Annotated in this window: 15 protein-coding genes; 10 read left to right on the top strand and 5 right to left on the bottom strand. The window is 65.5% G+C overall.

The window, feature by feature from the left end:
- The first annotated feature begins 78 nt into the window (after positions 1–78).
- The 4 genes from AB4Z42_RS10495 to AB4Z42_RS10480 all read left to right on the top strand — a co-directional run bounded on the left by AB4Z42_RS10495 (position 79) and on the right by AB4Z42_RS10480 (position 6,622).
- Positions 79–4,959, top strand: coding sequence for an NAD-glutamate dehydrogenase (locus AB4Z42_RS10495; protein WP_442009100.1), 4,881 nt, complete (start codon positions 79–81; stop codon positions 4,957–4,959).
- A complete protein-coding gene (locus tag AB4Z42_RS10490) occupies positions 4,956–5,369 on the top strand; it encodes an acyl-CoA thioesterase (protein WP_442009099.1) in 414 nt (137 codons plus the stop codon). Before AB4Z42_RS10495 ends, AB4Z42_RS10490 begins: the two co-directional genes overlap by 4 nt.
- Positions 5,366–6,025: a hypothetical protein gene (locus tag AB4Z42_RS10485; RefSeq protein WP_442009098.1), complete on the top strand. Its 660-nt coding sequence runs from the start codon at positions 5,366–5,368 to the stop codon at positions 6,023–6,025. Before AB4Z42_RS10490 ends, AB4Z42_RS10485 begins: the two co-directional genes overlap by 4 nt.
- Before the next feature lie 72 nt (positions 6,026–6,097).
- Complete coding sequence (locus AB4Z42_RS10480) at positions 6,098–6,622, top strand: GrpB family protein (protein WP_442009557.1); 525 nt, start codon at positions 6,098–6,100, stop codon at positions 6,620–6,622.
- Between the two features lie 114 nt (positions 6,623–6,736).
- Here AB4Z42_RS10480 and AB4Z42_RS10475 read toward each other — a convergent pair whose 3' ends face one another.
- Together AB4Z42_RS10475 and AB4Z42_RS10470 are read right to left on the bottom strand one after the other, a co-directional pair.
- The gene (locus AB4Z42_RS10475) at positions 6,737–8,338 is read right to left on the bottom strand and encodes a glycoside hydrolase family 13 protein (RefSeq protein WP_442009097.1); all 1,602 of its coding nucleotides are present in this window, start codon (positions 8,336–8,338) and stop codon (positions 6,737–6,739) included.
- Between the two features lie 74 nt (positions 8,339–8,412).
- Positions 8,413–8,808 (bottom strand): globin, encoded by a 396-nt coding sequence (locus AB4Z42_RS10470; RefSeq protein ID WP_442009096.1) that lies wholly within the window; start codon positions 8,806–8,808, stop codon positions 8,413–8,415.
- A gap of 139 nt (positions 8,809–8,947) precedes the next feature.
- Between AB4Z42_RS10470 and AB4Z42_RS10465 the strand changes: the two genes are divergently transcribed.
- From AB4Z42_RS10465 to AB4Z42_RS10455, 3 genes are read left to right on the top strand one after another with little or no spacing between them, the layout of a single operon-like run.
- Positions 8,948–9,616: an HNH endonuclease gene (locus AB4Z42_RS10465; protein ID WP_442009095.1), complete on the top strand. Its 669-nt coding sequence runs from the start codon at positions 8,948–8,950 to the stop codon at positions 9,614–9,616.
- Positions 9,617–9,639: 23 nt separating this feature from the next.
- Complete coding sequence (gene ctaJ / locus AB4Z42_RS10460; RefSeq protein ID WP_442009094.1) at positions 9,640–9,885, top strand: aa3-type cytochrome oxidase subunit CtaJ; 246 nt, start codon at positions 9,640–9,642, stop codon at positions 9,883–9,885.
- Positions 9,872–10,354 (top strand): DUF5130 domain-containing protein, encoded by a 483-nt coding sequence (locus tag AB4Z42_RS10455; RefSeq protein ID WP_442009093.1) that lies wholly within the window; start codon positions 9,872–9,874, stop codon positions 10,352–10,354. Before ctaJ ends, AB4Z42_RS10455 begins: the two co-directional genes overlap by 14 nt.
- Here AB4Z42_RS10455 and AB4Z42_RS10450 read toward each other — a convergent pair.
- The 3 genes from AB4Z42_RS10450 to AB4Z42_RS10440 are packed head-to-tail and all read right to left on the bottom strand — an operon-like array spanning position 10,335 to position 13,795.
- The gene (locus tag AB4Z42_RS10450) at positions 10,335–10,700 is read right to left on the bottom strand and encodes an HNH endonuclease (RefSeq protein ID WP_442009092.1); all 366 of its coding nucleotides are present in this window, start codon (positions 10,698–10,700) and stop codon (positions 10,335–10,337) included. The genes AB4Z42_RS10455 and AB4Z42_RS10450 overlap by 20 nt on opposite strands.
- A 55-nt stretch (positions 10,701–10,755) precedes the next feature.
- Positions 10,756–13,341, bottom strand: a complete 2,586-nt coding sequence (gene pepN, locus AB4Z42_RS10445; protein ID WP_442009091.1) for an aminopeptidase N — start codon at positions 13,339–13,341, stop codon at positions 10,756–10,758.
- A gap of 40 nt (positions 13,342–13,381) precedes the next feature.
- Positions 13,382–13,795, bottom strand: a complete 414-nt coding sequence (locus AB4Z42_RS10440) for a DUF732 domain-containing protein (RefSeq protein ID WP_442009090.1) — start codon at positions 13,793–13,795, stop codon at positions 13,382–13,384.
- 172 nt (positions 13,796–13,967) lie between these two features.
- Here AB4Z42_RS10440 and AB4Z42_RS10435 point away from each other — a divergent pair, with 172 nt between their 5' ends.
- The 3 genes from AB4Z42_RS10435 to AB4Z42_RS10425 all read left to right on the top strand — a co-directional run bounded on the left by AB4Z42_RS10435 (position 13,968) and on the right by AB4Z42_RS10425 (position 15,931).
- On the top strand, positions 13,968–14,579 hold the full coding sequence (locus AB4Z42_RS10435; protein ID WP_442009089.1) for a mycothiol-dependent nitroreductase Rv2466c family protein: 612 nt from the start codon (positions 13,968–13,970) through the stop codon (positions 14,577–14,579).
- Between the two features lie 75 nt (positions 14,580–14,654).
- Positions 14,655–15,134, top strand: coding sequence for a ribose-5-phosphate isomerase (locus AB4Z42_RS10430; RefSeq protein ID WP_442009088.1), 480 nt, complete (start codon positions 14,655–14,657; stop codon positions 15,132–15,134).
- 2 nt (positions 15,135–15,136) lie between these two features.
- Positions 15,137–15,931: an Fpg/Nei family DNA glycosylase gene (locus AB4Z42_RS10425; protein WP_442009087.1), complete on the top strand. Its 795-nt coding sequence runs from the start codon at positions 15,137–15,139 to the stop codon at positions 15,929–15,931.
- Positions 15,932–15,949: the final 18 nt, after the last annotated feature.

The raw sequence follows: 15,949 nt of genomic DNA, 5'->3' as shown, positions 1-15,949 counted from the left end.
CACGGTGCCACCGCCCTCCTCGGGCCGGCGGCCACAGCCAACGACGGATGGTCCGCGGGTACAGGCGAGGAGCGTGGCATGTCGGTGAATCCGGGAGCCGTTGGGAGACCAGCTGACCCTGGTTCCGGTGGCGCGGGACCATCGGCACCGCACGCGCTGAGGCCCGAAGATATCGGACGGCTCGCCCACGCCTATCTCGCGACATACCGGGGTCCGCACGACGCACCCGCCGCCGACTCGTCGGTGACGCTGCCCATCGACATGTCGTCGCGCCAGATGATCGGTCCGGCCCTGGTGACCTCGCATCACCGGCTGGGCAGGCACCGGCCCGTCGGCGAGACTCGGGTTGCGGTGTACGGCAGCGACGATCCGGCGGGGTTCGGCCCGGCAATGCAGATCGTCACCGACTTCACCCCGATGGTGATGGACTCGGTGACGGTGCTGCTTCACCGATTCGGCGTTTCCTATACCGCGATCATGAACCCGATCTTCCGGGCGCGCCGCAGCCCGGCCGGTGAACTGCTGGATGTGCGACCGCGCGAAGACGTCGGCTCGTCCCGAGAAGGCGTCGACGAGTCGTGGATCCACGTCCAGCTCGGACAGTCGGCCGACAGCAGGGCGCTCGACAAGGTTTCACAGGATCTGCCCGGTGTCCTGTCCGACGCGCGACAGGTGGCGTTGGACTCCGGCGCGATGGTGGCGGCGATGCGCGGTCTTGCGCATGAACTCGACACCGGCCCCGAAGGCCGATTCCCCGGACATGACCACAAAGACGTTGCGGCTCTTCTGCGTTGGCTCGCCGACGGGCATTTCGTGCTGCTCGGATATCAGCGCTGCCCTGTCAGCGACGGACGCTCGTCTGTCGACATGTCGAGTCGGCTTGGCGTGCTGCGCCTCCGACAGGACGTGCTGCCGCAGCTCACCCACAGCAACGAGCTGTTGGTCCTGGCCCAGGCCACCATCCCCAGTTACCTTCGCTACGGCGCATACCCCTACATCGTCGTGGTCCGCGAGAATGCGGGCGCCTCTGCCATCGAGCATCGGTTCGTCGGCCTGTTCACCGTCGCGGCCACCAATGCCAATGTGCTTGAAATACCGCTGATTTCACGCCGGGTGCGCGACGCTCTGGCGCTATCACAGCGCGACCCCAGCCACCCCGGCCAGTTGCTGCTCGACATCATCCAGACCATTCCCCGTTCGGAACTGTTCGCGCTGTCCGCGCAGGAATTGCTCGACATGGTCAAGGCCGTCGTCGATCTTGGGTCGCGGCGACGCACGTTGCTGTTCATGCGGGCCGATTCACTCGCCCACTTCGTCTCCTGTCTCGTCTATCTTCCGCGCGACCGCTACACGACCGCGGTCCGGCTCGAGATGCAGGACATCCTGGTCCGGGAACTCGGCGGGGTCAGCATCGAGTACACCGCACGGGTCAGTGAGTCACCCTGGGCAGTAGTGCATTTCACGGTGCGCATGCCAGATACCTCGCACCGGGCGGGCATCGACACGTCGATCGAGAACGAGAACCGTATCCAGAACCTGCTGACCGAGGCGGCGAGGACGTGGGGGGACCGGCTGATCGGCGCCGTCAAGACCGGTTCCATCGACCAGACCAAGGCCGAGCACTACGCGACCGCGTTCCCCGAGGTCTACAAGCAGGCCATCGAACCGCTCGACGCCATCGATGACATCGCCATCATCGAAGAGCTGCAGGATGATTCGGTCCAGCCGGTACTCATCAACACCGACGAGGAGGGCATCGCCCAGCTCACCCTCTATCTGGGTGGTCACTCCGCGTCGCTGAGTGACCTGCTACCCATGTTGCAGTCGATGGGCGTCGTGGTGCTCGAGGAGCGGCCGTTCACCGTCACCCGGCCCGACGGGCTGCCGGTCTGGATCTATCAATTCAAGATCTCGCCGCACAAGTCCATCCCCGAGGTGGCGCCCGGTCCGGAACGCGAGGCCACCGAGGCGCGCTTCGCCGACGCGTTGACCGCGATCTGGAACCAGCGCGCCGAGGTCGACAGGTTCAACGAACTCGTCCTGCGCGCCGGCCTCACCTGGCAGCAGGTGGCTGTTGTACGCAGCTACGCGAAGTATCTGAGGCAGGCGGGTTTCCCGTACAGCCAGTCGCATATCGAGACCGTGATCAACGAAAACGCCGCCACGGCAAGGTCACTGGTCGAGCTCTTCGAGGCACTGTTCTGTCCGACCCCACCGACGGATGACGAACCGCGCCGACGCGACGCTCAGGCCGCCGCCGCGGCCGTGGCCGCCGACATCGACGCTCTGGTCAGCCTGGACACCGACCGCGTCCTGCGCGCATTCGCCTCGATGATCCAGGCCACCCTTCGCACCAACTATTTCATCGTCGCGCAGGACTCCGCTCGCGCGCAGAACGTCCTGTCCTACAAGCTGAATCCCGGACTGATCGACGAACTTCCGCTTCCCCGACCCAGATTCGAGATCTTCGTCTACTCACCGCGCGTTGAGGGTGTGCACCTGCGGTTCGGGCATGTCGCCCGCGGCGGCCTGCGCTGGTCGGACCGCAAGGAGGACTTCCGCACCGAGGTGCTGGGCCTCGTCAAGGCGCAGGCGGTGAAGAACGCGGTCATCGTGCCGGTCGGGGCGAAGGGTGGCTTCGTGGTGAAGAACCCGCCATTGCCGACCGGCGATGCCGCCGTCGACCGCGACGCGCAGCGTAACGAGGGCGTGGCCTGCTACCGGCTTTTCATCTCGGGTCTGCTCGACGTCACCGACAACGTCGACAAGGTCACCGGCGCCGTCGTCACACCGCCCGACGTGGTCCGCCGCGACGGCGACGACGCCTATCTGGTGGTCGCCGCGGACAAGGGGACGGCGACGTTCTCCGATATCGCGAACGAGGTGGCCCTGTCCTACGGCTTCTGGCTCGGTGACGCCTTCGCATCGGGTGGTTCGGTGGGCTACGACCACAAGGCGATGGGCATCACCGCCAAGGGCGCATGGGAATCCGTGAAACGGCACTTCAAGGAGATGGGCGTCGACACCCAGACCGAGGACTTCACGGTCGTCGGCGTCGGCGACATGAGTGGCGACGTGTTCGGCAACGGAATGCTGCTGTCCAAGCACATCCGTCTGCTCGCCGCGTTCGACCATCGACACATCTTCATCGACCCCGATCCCGACACGGCGAGGTCGTGGGACGAGCGCAAGCGGATGTTCGACCTGCCCAGGTCGAGCTGGGAGGACTACGACACCTCCCTGATCAGCGAGGGCGGCGGCGTCTACAGCCGACAGCAGAAGGCCATCCCGATCAGCCCGCAGGCCCGCGCCGCGCTCGGCATCGAGGACGGCGTCGAGGAACTCACGCCCCCTGCCCTGATGAAGGCGATCCTGAAGGCCCCCGCGGATCTGCTGTTCAACGGCGGCATCGGCACCTACATCAAGGCCGAGAACGAGTCCGACGCCGACGTCGGTGATCGCGCCAACGATCCGGTGCGTGTCAACGGTAATCAGGTGCGTGCCAGGGTGATCGGCGAAGGCGGCAACCTCGGCGTGACGCCGCTGGGGCGCGTGGAATTCGATCTGGCCGGTGGCAGGATCAACACCGACGCCTTGGACAACTCGGCGGGCGTCGACTGCTCCGACCACGAGGTCAACATCAAGATCCTGATCGATTCGCTCGTCACCGCGGGCAAGGTCCGGCCCGAGGACCGCACCCAACTGTTGTTGTCGATGACTGACGAGGTCGGTGACCTGGTGCTCGAGGACAACAAGGACCAGAACAACCTGATGGGCACCAGTCGCGCGAACGCAGCCAGTCTGCTGTCCGTCCACGCGCGCATGATCAAGGATTTCGTGCATGACCGCGGCCTGAACCGTGAACTCGAGGCGCTGCCGTCCGAGAAGGAGATCGCACGGCGCGGCGAGGCCGGAATCGGTTTGACCTCACCGGAACTCGCGACGTTGATGGCTCACGTCAAGCTGGCCCTCAAGGATGATCTGCTCGCCACCGACCTGCCCGACCAGGAGGTCTTCGCGTCGCGGCTGCCGCGGTACTTCCCGGCGCAGCTTCGTGACGGGTTCGGTACCGATATCCGGTCCCACCAACTGCGCCGGGAGATCGTGACCACGATGCTGGTCAACGACCTCGTCGACACCAGCGGCATCTCCTACGCCTATCGGGTTGCCGAGGACGTCGGCGTCGGACCGGTGGACGCAGTACGCAGCTATGCGGCGACCGACGCGATCTTCCGGATCGGAGAGATACTTGCCCAGATCCGCGCCGCTGACGTATCGGTCGCCTCGTCCGATCGAATGACACTGGATCTGCGCCGACTCATCGACCGCGCCGGGCGCTGGCTGCTCAACTACCGGCCACAACCTCTCGCGGTCGGCGCCGAAATCAACCGTTTCGCAGCCAAAGTCGCCGCCCTGACGCCCCGCATGTCGGAATGGCTGCGCGGTGACGACAAGGCGATCGTCGCCAAGGAGGCCGGCGAGTTCAGTTCCCACGGCGCGTCGCAAGACCTGGCATACATGGTCGCTACCGGGCTGTACCAGTACAGCCTGCTCGACGTCATCGACATCGCCGACATCGTCGACCGCGAGCCTGCTGAGGTCGCCGACACCTATTTCGCGTTGATGGATCACTTCAACACCGACGGACTGCTGACCGCGGTGTCGCGACTCGAACGCGACGACCGCTGGCATTCGTTGGCGCGCTTGGCGATTCGCGACGACATCTACGGATCGCTGCGTGCGCTGTGCTTCGACGTCCTTGCCGTGGGCGAGCCCGACGAGAGCGGCGAGGAGAAGATCGCCGAATGGGAGTTGACGAACAGCTCCCGGGTCACCCGTGCGCGACGGACTCTCGCCGAGATCTACGAGGGCGGAGATCTGGACCTTGCCACGCTGTCGGTGGCCGCACGCCAGATCCGCAGCATGACGCGAACGAGCGGAACGGGGACCTCTGGGTGAGTAATGGTTTTGTGGCGCCGGTGCACGTCCGCTGGTCCGACATCGACATGTACCAGCACATCAACCACGCCACTATGGTCACGCTCCTCGAAGAAGCCCGGATCCCTTTCCTGCGTGAACCGTTCGGCCCAGAGATCGAGACCATCGGTCTGCTCATCGCGGACGTGCACATCACCTATAAGGCGCAGTTACGGCTGATCGATTCGCCGTTGCAGGTGACGATGTGGTCCAAGCGCGTGCGATCCGTCGATTTCACCGTCGGATACGAGGTACGGTCGATCGGGGCACCGCCTGATTCGAAACCGGCGGTGATCGCTGACACGCAACTGGCCGCCGTGCACATCAAGGAGCAACGGCTGCACCGGCTTTCGGAAGGCCAACGCGCTTACCTGCAGCAGTGGATGCGATGACCGAACCCGAGCGCGGTATCTGGCTGAAAGACTCCGCCAATCGCGAAGATCTCGCGACGTTCGTGGAGCGGGCGTTGCGGCTGGACGATGCGGCGGTGATCCGCTTACGCGAGCGCGCGGGCGGACTGGTCGTGGCCTGGGTGTCCACGGGTTTCGACGTGTTGGCCAGCCGTGTCGTGGGCGGGCGGGTCAAGCCCGCTGACCTGTCGGCGGGTGCGGATGCTCTCGCCGCAGGGCTGACCGCGATGGACCCCAGCGGGTATGTCGACACCGGCTTCGGCATGGACTCGGCGTGGCGCGGCGCGCTGCCGCCCGATTCGGGATTCGAACACCTCGACGATGTGCCCGCAGGCGTCATGCTGGATCTGGCGCAGCGCGGTGTCGCACTCGCCAAGGAGCATTCCAGCTCACATGGTCCGCCCGCGTCGCTGTTGGACCAGGAGGTGGTGGCGATCAGTGCGGGTGACGCCAGCGTCGGGATACCAATGCGCTGTGTGTTCGCCTTGACCGCAATGGGTTTCCTGCCGCAGTCGATTGAGGCGGTCGCCGCCGACGAGATCGTCCGGGTGCGTGCGCTTCCCGCGTGGCTACGGATCGACGCGCGGTTCGGTTCGGTTTACCGGCGGCGCGGCGACCCGGCCCTGGTCCTGCGGTAGCCCCCTTCACCCGTGAGCCCGACATTCGTTCACTGTCGGTGGGCTCAGTCATATGCTGAAGCGGTGACTGACATGCCAGTCAACTTGGTCGAATACAACCCGGAATGGCGGCGACTGTTCGCCGAGCAGAGGGATAGGTTGGCGGTCGTATTGGGCCCTTGGCTCGCCAAGCCGGTCGAGCATGTGGGCTCAACGGCGGTGCCGGGTCTGTCGTCCAAACCCATTGTCGACGTCCTTGCCTCGGTCACCTCATTGATCGAAGCTCAAGAGGCGATACCGATTCTGGACGAAAACGGATGGCTTCACTGGCCCACTGATCCGAATGAGTCGTGGCGCATGTGGTTTCTGCGGCCACGTCCGGAGGCTCGGACACATCACCTGTACCTCGTCCAGCACGACGACCCTCACGCGTGCGAACTGCGAGCTTTCCGCGACGTGCTGCGAACCAATGAACAACTGCGAAACGAATACCAATCATTGAAAGCTCATCTGGCCCAGGCGTTTCGCGATGACCGAGAGGCTTACACCGCGGCGAAGGGCACTTTCATTGCGAACACGCTGAAGCAGATTGGGCTCCAGCCACAACGTCGCAATTGACCTCCGAGGTGGCTCGAAAGTCCATCGCGACCGCGCGCGAACTCCGCTGATCACCCGGCGTGTCGTCCGCTGGGCCCACCGCTTGCGAGGGGAACACGCACACTCGCCAGAGAACTACACAAGCCAGGCGGCGGCGTCGGGCGCCAGCTTGCCGTCGATGAGCTCCGCGCTCGCCAGCAGTACCTCGCCGTCGGGCAGCGCTATCGGCCGAGTGCCGGCATTGAGCACGCAGATCAGCCCTCCGCTGCGGCGGAACGCGAGCGAGTCGGCAGGGGAGTCGAGCCACTCGATGGCCGTGCCGTCGAATTCCGCTCGGTCGTGCCGCAATTCGATCGCTTGCCGATAGAACTCGAGGGTGGATGCCGGATCGTCGAGCTGCTTCTCGACGGTCAACTCGGCCCAGTCCGCCGGTAACGGCAACCAGGTGTCGGAATTGTCCGAGAACCCGAACGGCGGCTTATCGCCCTCCCACGGGACGGGCACCCGGCTCGCGTCGCGACCGCGGCGGGTGTGGCCCGAGCGCTCCCACACCGGGTCGCGCAGCGCTTCGTCGGGCAGGTCGACGTTCGGAAGGCCGAGTTCTTCACCGTTGTAGATGAATACAGCACCGGGAAGCGCAAGCATCGCCAGTGTCATCGCCCGTGCACGGGCCAGTCCGGCGGCCCCGCCGCCGTAGCGGGTCGGCTCGCGGTCGACATCGTGGTTGGCCAGCGTCCATGACGGCGTGGCATCCGCGAGTACCGCTGCGGCCATGGAGTTCTCGATGGCACCGCGGATGTCGGCGGCATCGAAATCGGCACGCAGCAGCCGGAAGTTGAAGGCGAGATGCAATTCGTCGGGCCGCACGTACTGGGCGAACTGCTCGTTGTCGTACACCCACACCTCACCGATCGCGACGGCGTGGGCGTAGTCGTTGAACACGGTGCGAATCTGACGATGGATGTCGTGCACGCCGTCGTTGTTGAAGCGCGGGTCGTCGTCCATGTCCGCCAGAAGCACCTCGGCCTCGATGGTCTTCATGTCGGGCAGCCCCGGCGGCTTCGCCATGCCGTGTGCGACGTCGATGCGGAACCCGTCGATGCCACGTTCCAGCCAGAACCGCAGCGTCTTCTCGAGATCCTCGAAGACCTCGGGGTTGTCCCAGTTCAGGTCCGGCTGTTCGGCATCGAAGATGTGCAGATACCACTGCCCGGGATTGCCGTCTGGTTCGACGACGCGCGTCCACGCGGGCCCTCCGAAGATCGACACCCAGTTGTTCGGCGGATGCACACCGGCGGGGCCGGTGCCGTCACGGAAGATGTAGCGCTCACGCTGATCGCTACCGGGGCCGGCGGCCAACGCAGCCTGAAACCAGGGATGCGCCGAACTGGTGTGGTTGGGCACCAGGTCCATCGTCAGCTTGATGCCTGCGTCGTGGGCGGCGTCCGTCAGCCGGTCCAGCGCATCGATGCCGCCGAACAGCGGGTCGACGTCGCGAGGGTCAGCCACGTCGTAGCCGTTGTCGGCCATCGGCGACACCATGACGGGGTTGAGCCAGATCGCGTCGACGCCCAGTGCCTTGAGGTAGTCCATCTTGGCGGTCACACCGTCGAGGTCACCGAGACCGTCGCCATTGCTGTCGAAAAACGATCGTGGATAGACCTGATAGAAGAGCGCCCGCGACCACCAGAGTCCGATGTCGCCGCCGAAGCGGCTCAGGGGCGTGTTTTCACTCATCGCCGCCAATGTACTGTCAGCGGCCCCGTGCCACAGCCGGGAAACGGCGCGTTCACCGTGGCGTGGCCCGCGCGTCAGAAGGGCGAGTTCACCATCGAGTGCGCAGCCATCTCGAGGTAGGCCAGCAGTTCGGCACGGTGGTCGTCGTCGAGGGTCTGTGAGTCGATCTCCGCGACGGCGGTGTGCATACAGCGCAGCCACGCGTCGCGCTCGATGTAACCGATCACAAACGGGGCGTGCCGCATGCGCAACCGCGGATGGCCACGCTGATCGGAGTAGGTCCGCGGCCCGCCCCAGTACTGCTCGAGGAACATCCGCAGCCGCACCTCGGCGCCGTCGAGATCCTCCTCGGGGTACAGCGGAAGCAGGATCTCGTCCTCGCGCACCAACTGGTAGAAGCGCGACACGATGGCACGGAACGTCTCATGGCCACCGACTTCGTCGTAGAACGACCGCTGCGGCTGTGTCACTCCACCATTGTGTCTTGTCGCCGCAGTGGGCCGCCCAGCCGGTCGTGTCACCCGATGTTCACGGGACTGACCAGCGAACACGGTGAGAATTGTCGTGCGTTTGACAGGAATCCGTGGTGGACTGTCCGACGGAGGACGTATGGCGCATCGCAAGAAAGGCCCGTCCAGAAGGGCTGGCCAGCGGCTTCAAGACGCCGCGGCGGGATTATCCGGGCCCGCGGTACCGCACGCACAGTCGCGCGTCCTGCACAGCGTCGAAACCCACCCGCCAAGTACGGGGGAAGGCTCGATCTGGGGCCGGCGGCGGGTCCTCCTGCTGAACTCCACGTACGAACCGTTGACCGCTCTGCCCATGCGGCGAGCGGTCATCATGCTGATGTGCGGAAAAGCCGACGTGGTCCACGACGACCCCGGTGGTCCCGTCATCCACTCCGCCACCCGTTCGATCGTGGTGCCGTCGGTGATCCGGCTGCGGTCCTTCGTGCGGGTGCCCTACCGCGCGCGCATCCCGATGACCAGGGCCGCGCTGATGCACCGCGACCGGTTTCGGTGCGCTTACTGCGGAGGTAAGGCCGACACCGTCGACCACGTGGTGCCGCGCAGCCGCGGCGGCGACCACTCGTGGGAGAACTGTGTGGCCGCCTGCTCGACGTGCAATCACCGCAAGGCCGACCGGTTGCTCGCGGAACTGGGCTGGGCGCTGCGCTCCGTGCCGGTCCCGCCGAAGGGTCAGCACTGGCGACTGCTGTCGAGCGTGAAGGAACTCGACCCGGCGTGGGTCAGATATCTGGGTGAGGGTGCGGCCTGACGCGTGGCTGATACGGTTTGCGCGTGAGCACAGCACTTACTCATTCCCTCCTCGGCGGGGTTCCGCTGGCGGTGCTGCTGGTGTTGATGACGTTGATCTACGTCGTCGGCCCCAAGCGCAAGAACCCGCATCCAGCGACGTACAAGATGTCCGATAAGTGGACGCATGATCCGATCCTGTGGGCGGCCGATGAACCCGCCGATCACGGTCATGGCGGCCATGGCTCGCATCCCGTCACGGTAGGAGGCGGCGCAAGTGGCAAGTGGTGAAGTAGCGACGAGGTCGTCCACGGAACTGGCCGAACTCCCGCGCGGCTCCGTCGTCACGAACAGCGGCCGGATCTCCGGGGTCACCGAGCCCGGCGAACTGTCGGTGCACTACCCGTTCCCGGTGAACGATCTGGTCTTCCTCGACGACGCGCTGACGTACGGCTCGCGCGCAGCCAAGGCACGCTTCGCGGTGTTCATCGGCGACCTCGGTGCCGACACCGCAGCGACCGCCCGCCAGATCCTGGCCAAGGTGCCCACGCCGGACAACGCGGTGCTGCTGGCGGTCTCGCCGGACCAGCGCGCGATCGAGGTGGTCTACGGCAGCGAGGTGAGTGGCCGTGGCATCGAGGAGTCCGCACCCAAGGGTGTGGCCGCTGCCGCCGAGCTGTTGAAGGACGGCAAGCTGATCGCCGGTCTGATCAAGGCCGTCGAGGTGATGAGCGCCGGCGTTACGCCGGCGTCCCACTAGCCGCGTCGGCCGTCAGCGCACCGCGGATCTCGATGTAGCGCTCGAGGAATCTGCGCTCGTCGAGGCGTTTACGCCGCATCCAGCCGGTGACCTCGTCATTGCACTTGCTGGTGTTGCACTTCGCGCACGCGGGCACGACGTTCTCGATTGTGTACCGCCCGCCGCGCGAAATCGCCATCACACAGTCGCGTTGCAGCGCACCGTCGGTCGCGCCGCAGTAGGCGCATCCGTTCCAGGCGTCCTTGAGCGACGCCCACTGTTCGGCGGTCAGGTCGTGGTCGACGGCGTCCATCCGCCGTTTCCGCTTGCGAGCCGCCCGTGCTCGTCTTGTTCGACTGACCGCCACGTGAAAAGCATGCAGTGCGACCGCGCCCAAACGCCCGCAGGACTACGGCGTGTCGTCAGCCGGCGTCGAATTCCCTTGCGCGAAGGGAGCGCTCCACGCCCGCGCGTCCTTCGAGCACCAGCCGACGCAGCGATGGCGGAACATCCGCGTCCGACAAGAACTCGTCGGCGGCGTCCAGGCCGGCCTGGCTGATGTCCCACGACGGATAGAGCCCGACGACGACGGTCTGTGCGACCTCGCTGGACCGTCGCTGCCACACACCGGAAATGGCGCCGAAGTACTTGTCGCGGAACGGCTTCAGCAGGTCGGCCTGGCCGGGACGGACGAATCCGACGATGATCGACCGTGCGGTGACGTTGGCCAGCGTGTCGTCCTCGATGACCTCCTGCCAGTCGGCCTCCTTGACGGCGATCTGGGGACGCGCCGCAGCGGCCTGTGCGGCGTGCCGCCCACCCGCTGCCGTCGGATCGCTTTCAGCCTCGGAGTCGATGAACGGCGTCTCGGGCCCGTCGGCGTCGATGACCCCGGCGGCGGCCAGTGCGGTGACGACACGCCACCGCAGGTCCATGTCGATCACCAGACCTTGCATGTTCACCGCTGCGGGTTCGTTGTCCAGAAGGGTTGACAGCACCGCGATGTGGTTGGGCGACAGAACCGATGCGCACAGCGCGTTGACGAACGCCAGTTGATGATCCGAGCCCGGCGCCGCCTCGCGCGCCAGGTCCAGCAGTGCATCCCCGAACGCCGGCCAGCCGTTCTCGGCGGCCCAGACGGGGTCGGCGTAGGAGCTCAGTGCGGTCTGCGCCTGCAACAGCAGGCGTTGCGCCACACCCACTTCGGATTCGGCATGCACACCGCTGATGACCAACGCGACGAAGTCGCGGGCCTTGAGTTCGGCGTCGCGGGTCATCTCCCACGCCGCCGACCACGCCAGTGTGCGGGGGAGCGGATCGGCGATATCGGCGATCCGGGTGAGCGCGGTCTGCAACGAGTCGGGGTCGAGGCGCAGCGAGCAATACGTCAGGTCGTCGTCGTTGACGAGGATGAACTTGCCGCGCGAAACACCTTGCAGTGCAGGCACTTCAGTGGATTCGCCGTCGATGTCGAGTTCTTCGCGGTGGGTCCGCACCAGCTTGCCGCTGCCGTCGTCGTCGTAGATCCCGATCGCCAGCCGGTGCACCCGCGTCTCACCGGCGCCCGGCTGCGCCCCACTCTGGGCGATCGCGAAGCGGGTGAAGTTGCCGTCGGCGTCGAGGTCGAATTCGGGGCGCAGCGTGTTGAGCCCGGTGGTCTTGAGCCACTGCCTTCCCCACCCCGACAGGTCGCGTCCGGAGGCCTTCTCCAACGCGCCGAGCAGATCGCCGAACGTCGCGTTGCCGAAAGCGTGGTCGCGGAAGTAATCCCGCAACCCGGACAGGAATTCCTCGAGCCCGACGTAGGCGACGAGCTGTTTGAGCACACTGGCGCCCTTGGCGTATGTGATGCCGTCGAAGTTCACCTCGACGGCGTGCAGATCCGGTATGTCGGCGGCCACCGGATGCGTCGACGGCAGCTGATCCTGTCGGTAGGCCCACGACTTCTCGACATTGGCGAACGTCGTCCACGCCGCCTTGTATTCGGTCGCCTCGGCCTGGCACAGCACGGATGCGAACGTCGCGAACGACTCGTTGAGCCACAGGTCGTCCCACCACGCCATGGTGACGAGGTCGCCGAACCACATGTGGGCCATCTCGTGAAGCACAGTCTCCGCGCGCCGCTCGTATGACGCCCTCGTCACCTTGCTGCGAAAGACGTAGTCCTCCAGGAACGTCACGGCGCCGGCGTTCTCCATCGCGCCCGCATTGAACTCGGGGACGAACAGTTGGTCGTACTTGCCGAACGCATACGGCACGCCGAAGTTCTTGTGGTAGAAGCCGAATCCCTGCTTCGTCTCGGTGAACAGCCGCTCGGCGTCCATGAACTCGGCCAGCGATTTGCGGCAGAACAGGCCGAGCGGAATGTCGCCGTGCTCGTCGCTGTACGCGTCGTCCCAGCGGGCGTACGGTCCCGCGATCAACGCCACCAGGTAGGTGCTCATCTTCGGCGTGACGACGTAGGTGTGCCGCTTGGCTGCGTCCGCGTCCTCGACTCCTGCGGTAGCGCCGTTGGAGATGACCTCCCAATGCGGCGGCGCCGTGACGGTCACCTCGAAGGTCGCCTTGAGGTCGGGCTGGTCGAAGCATGCGAACATCCGCTTGGCGTCAGCGGTTTCGAACTGCGAGTACAGGTAGACCTCGTCGTCGACCGGGTCGACGAACCGGTGCAGACCCTCCCCGGTGTTGGAGTACAGGCAGTCGGCGTCGACGACGAGGACGTTCCGTTCGGCAAGGCCCGTCAGCGCAATGCCGGTGGATTCGTCGTACCCCGACACGTCGATGTCTTTGCCGTTGAGGACGGCGCTGCGGATACTGTCGGCGGCGATGTCGATATAAGTGTCGGCACCGGCCAGTGCCTCGAACTCGACGGTCGTCATCGATCGGAACGTGCGTTCGCCGGGCTTGCCGTCGCCGTCGGTCAGATCGAGTTCGATGCGGTAGTTGCCGACGGTGACCAGCGCGGCGCGTTCGACGGCTTGGTCACGGTTCAGATTGGGAAGGGCCACGCGTCCAACTTAGTGGCCCGGCCGCCGGTAGGTGCGCCCCCTACAGCCCAGGAATCCCCAGTCCGCTCAGGCCGCCCAGTCCATTGAGTCCGTTGAGGCCGTTGAGCCCGCCCAAGCTGTCGAGGATCGTGCCGTTGCCGATCGACGTCATCGCCTGCGGGCAGTACATCGATATGGCGATCCCCGTGAAGAACGAGGCCATATCGGGGCTGATGCCGTTGTTGGAGACCTGCGAGTAGATGCTCGCCAGGTTCTTGCCCGGTTCGACGAGCATCGGGCAGATCGACTGACCGAGCTTTTCCGTGCTCGCCGCATCGCCGTAGCCAATGCCTGCGGTGTTCAACGCGTCGAGGAAGTTGGTGTCGATGGGGTCGGCGGATGCCGGTGCCGCAAGGCCGAAGGCCGTCGCGACGCCGACCACAGTCATGGCGATCGTGCGTTTCGCTTTAATCACAGGTGCAACACTGAATGACAACAGTCACATCGACAACACGGTTATATAACCGTTTGCACACTATGCGTGTCCTGTGGGCCCGAACCTCGAACTCCGTGGCAACGGGAACACCCTCGCGGGGTACAAGGTTGTGTGGAAGGACCTTTGACCGCACCGCCCCCGAGAGGATCCCATGCCCGAGAAGTCTGTCGCCGGTTTCTGGTTCGACCCGCTGTGCCCGTGGTGCTGGATCACGTCGCGCTGGATCCTCGAGGTTGAGAAGGTGCGCGACATCGAGGTGCAGTGGCACGTGATGAGCCTTGCCGTGTTGAACGAGAACAAAGAGGACCTTCCCGAGCAGTACCGCGAGGGCCTCAAGCAGGCGTGGAAGCCGGTTCGCGTCGCGATTGCCGCCGAGCAGGCGAAGGGCGGCGAGGTCCTTGCGCCGCTGTACACCGCGATGGGTACGCGCATCCACAACCAGGACAACAAAGACTTCGATGTTGTCATCAAGGAGTCGCTCGAGGAGGTCGGGTTGCCTGCCGAGCTGGCCGAGGCGGCCAACACCGACAAGTACGACGAGGCGCTGCGCAAGAGCCACCACGCCGGGATGGATGCCGTCGGCGACGACGTCGGCACCCCGACGATCCATGTCAACGGTGTCGCCTTCTTCGGCCCGGTGCTTTCGAAGATTCCGCGCGGGGAAGAGGCAGGCAAGCTGTGGGACGCCTCGGTGACGTTCGCGTCGTACCCCCACTTCTGGGAGCTGAAGCGCAGCCGCACGGAGCCCCCGACGTTCGACTGAACGGTCTCGGTCGCCTTTGACCGAATTGGTCGACCGTGCACCGACCGGCCATCATGCTCTGCCACAATGACCGCCATGCGTGTGTACCTGGGAGCCGACCATGCGGGCTTCGAGTTCAAGCAGCGGATCATCGAGCACCTGCTGTCGAAAGGGCACGAGGCCGTCGACTGCGGGGCGTATATCTACGACGCCGACGACGACTATCCGGCGTTCTGCATCGCGGCCGCGGAGAGGACTGTCGCCGATCCCGGCAGCCTCGGCATCGTGCTCGGCGGATCGGGCAACGGTGAGCAGATCGCAGCCAACAAGGTCCCCGGTGTGCGGTGTGCGCTGGGGTGGAGTGTCGAGACGGCGCAACTCGCGCGCGAGCACAACAACGCACAGGTGATCGGCATCGGTGGGCGCATGCACACCGAAGAGGAGATGCTCGCCATCGTCGATGCCTTCCTGACCGCCGAATGGTCGAAAGCCGAACGCCATCAACGACGTATCGACATCCTGTCCGAGTACGAGCGCACGCACGTCGCGCCACCCGTGCCCGGCGCCCCGCGCTAGGTATGCCCGAAGGGCACACACTGCACCGGCTGGCCCGGCTGCATCAACGCCGCTTCGGTCGTGCGCCGGTGATGGTGTCCAGCCCCCAGGGCCGATTCGCCGACGGGGCCGCTGCGGTCAACGGCCGCGTTCTCAAGAAGGCCAGTGCGTGGGGTAAGCATCTGTTCCACCACTACGACAGTGGCCGCGTGGTGCACGTCCATCTCGGGTTGTACGGCACATTCACCGAAGTACCGGTTCCCATGCCCCTGGCCGTCGGTCAGGTACGCATGCGGATGATCGGCGCCGAATTCGGCACCGACCTGCGCGGGCCGACGGTGTGTGAGGTGATCGAAGAGCCCGAGATCGCCGATATCGTGGCGCGTCTCGGCCCCGATCCGTTGCGCCGCGACGCCGACGCCACGCTGGCGTGGGCACGAATCCATAAGTCGCGCAGGACCATCGGTGCGCTATTGATGGACCAGTCGGTCATCGCGGGGGTGGGCAACGTGTACCGCAACGAGCTTCTCTACCGGCACCGCATCGACCCGTACCGGCCGGGCATCCACATCGACGAGGGTGAATTCGATGCGATGTGGACCGATCTGGTCGAGCTGATGAAGGTCGGTTTCCGTCGCGGCAAGATCATCGTGATCCGGCCGGAGGACGACCACGGACTGCCGTCGTATGGACCCGGCCGCCCGCGCACCTACGTATACCGGCGGGCGGGGGAGCCGTGCCGGGTGTGTGGCACGGAGGTCCGCACGGCAGTGCTCGAGGGCCGCAACCTGTTCTGGTGTCCGACCTGCCAGACGTGAGTCCCGAAGGACGGGAAG

Origin of the sequence: Mycobacterium sp. 2YAF39, assembly GCF_052114565.1 — a bacterium.
Lineage (GTDB): Bacteria > Actinomycetota > Actinomycetes > Mycobacteriales > Mycobacteriaceae > Mycobacterium.
Note: the sequence above shows the minus strand (reverse complement) of the source record. Positions and strands in the feature narration are given on the sequence as shown.

Coding starts and splice junctions, on each gene's coding strand:
- AB4Z42_RS10495 (WP_442009100.1), top strand. CDS start 79: ATGTCGGTGAATCCGGGAGCCGTTGGGAGACCAGCTGACCCTGGTTCC.
- AB4Z42_RS10485 (WP_442009098.1), top strand. CDS start 5,366: ATGACCGAACCCGAGCGCGGTATCTGGCTGAAAGACTCCGCCAATCGC.
- AB4Z42_RS10480 (WP_442009557.1), top strand. CDS start 6,098: ATGCCAGTCAACTTGGTCGAATACAACCCGGAATGGCGGCGACTGTTC.
- AB4Z42_RS10475 (WP_442009097.1), bottom strand. CDS start 8,338: ATGAGTGAAAACACGCCCCTGAGCCGCTTCGGCGGCGACATCGGACTC.
- AB4Z42_RS10465 (WP_442009095.1), top strand. CDS start 8,948: ATGGCGCATCGCAAGAAAGGCCCGTCCAGAAGGGCTGGCCAGCGGCTT.
- AB4Z42_RS10435 (WP_442009089.1), top strand. CDS start 13,968: ATGCCCGAGAAGTCTGTCGCCGGTTTCTGGTTCGACCCGCTGTGCCCG.
- AB4Z42_RS10430 (WP_442009088.1), top strand. CDS start 14,655: ATGCGTGTGTACCTGGGAGCCGACCATGCGGGCTTCGAGTTCAAGCAG.
- AB4Z42_RS10425 (WP_442009087.1), top strand. CDS start 15,137: ATGCCCGAAGGGCACACACTGCACCGGCTGGCCCGGCTGCATCAACGC.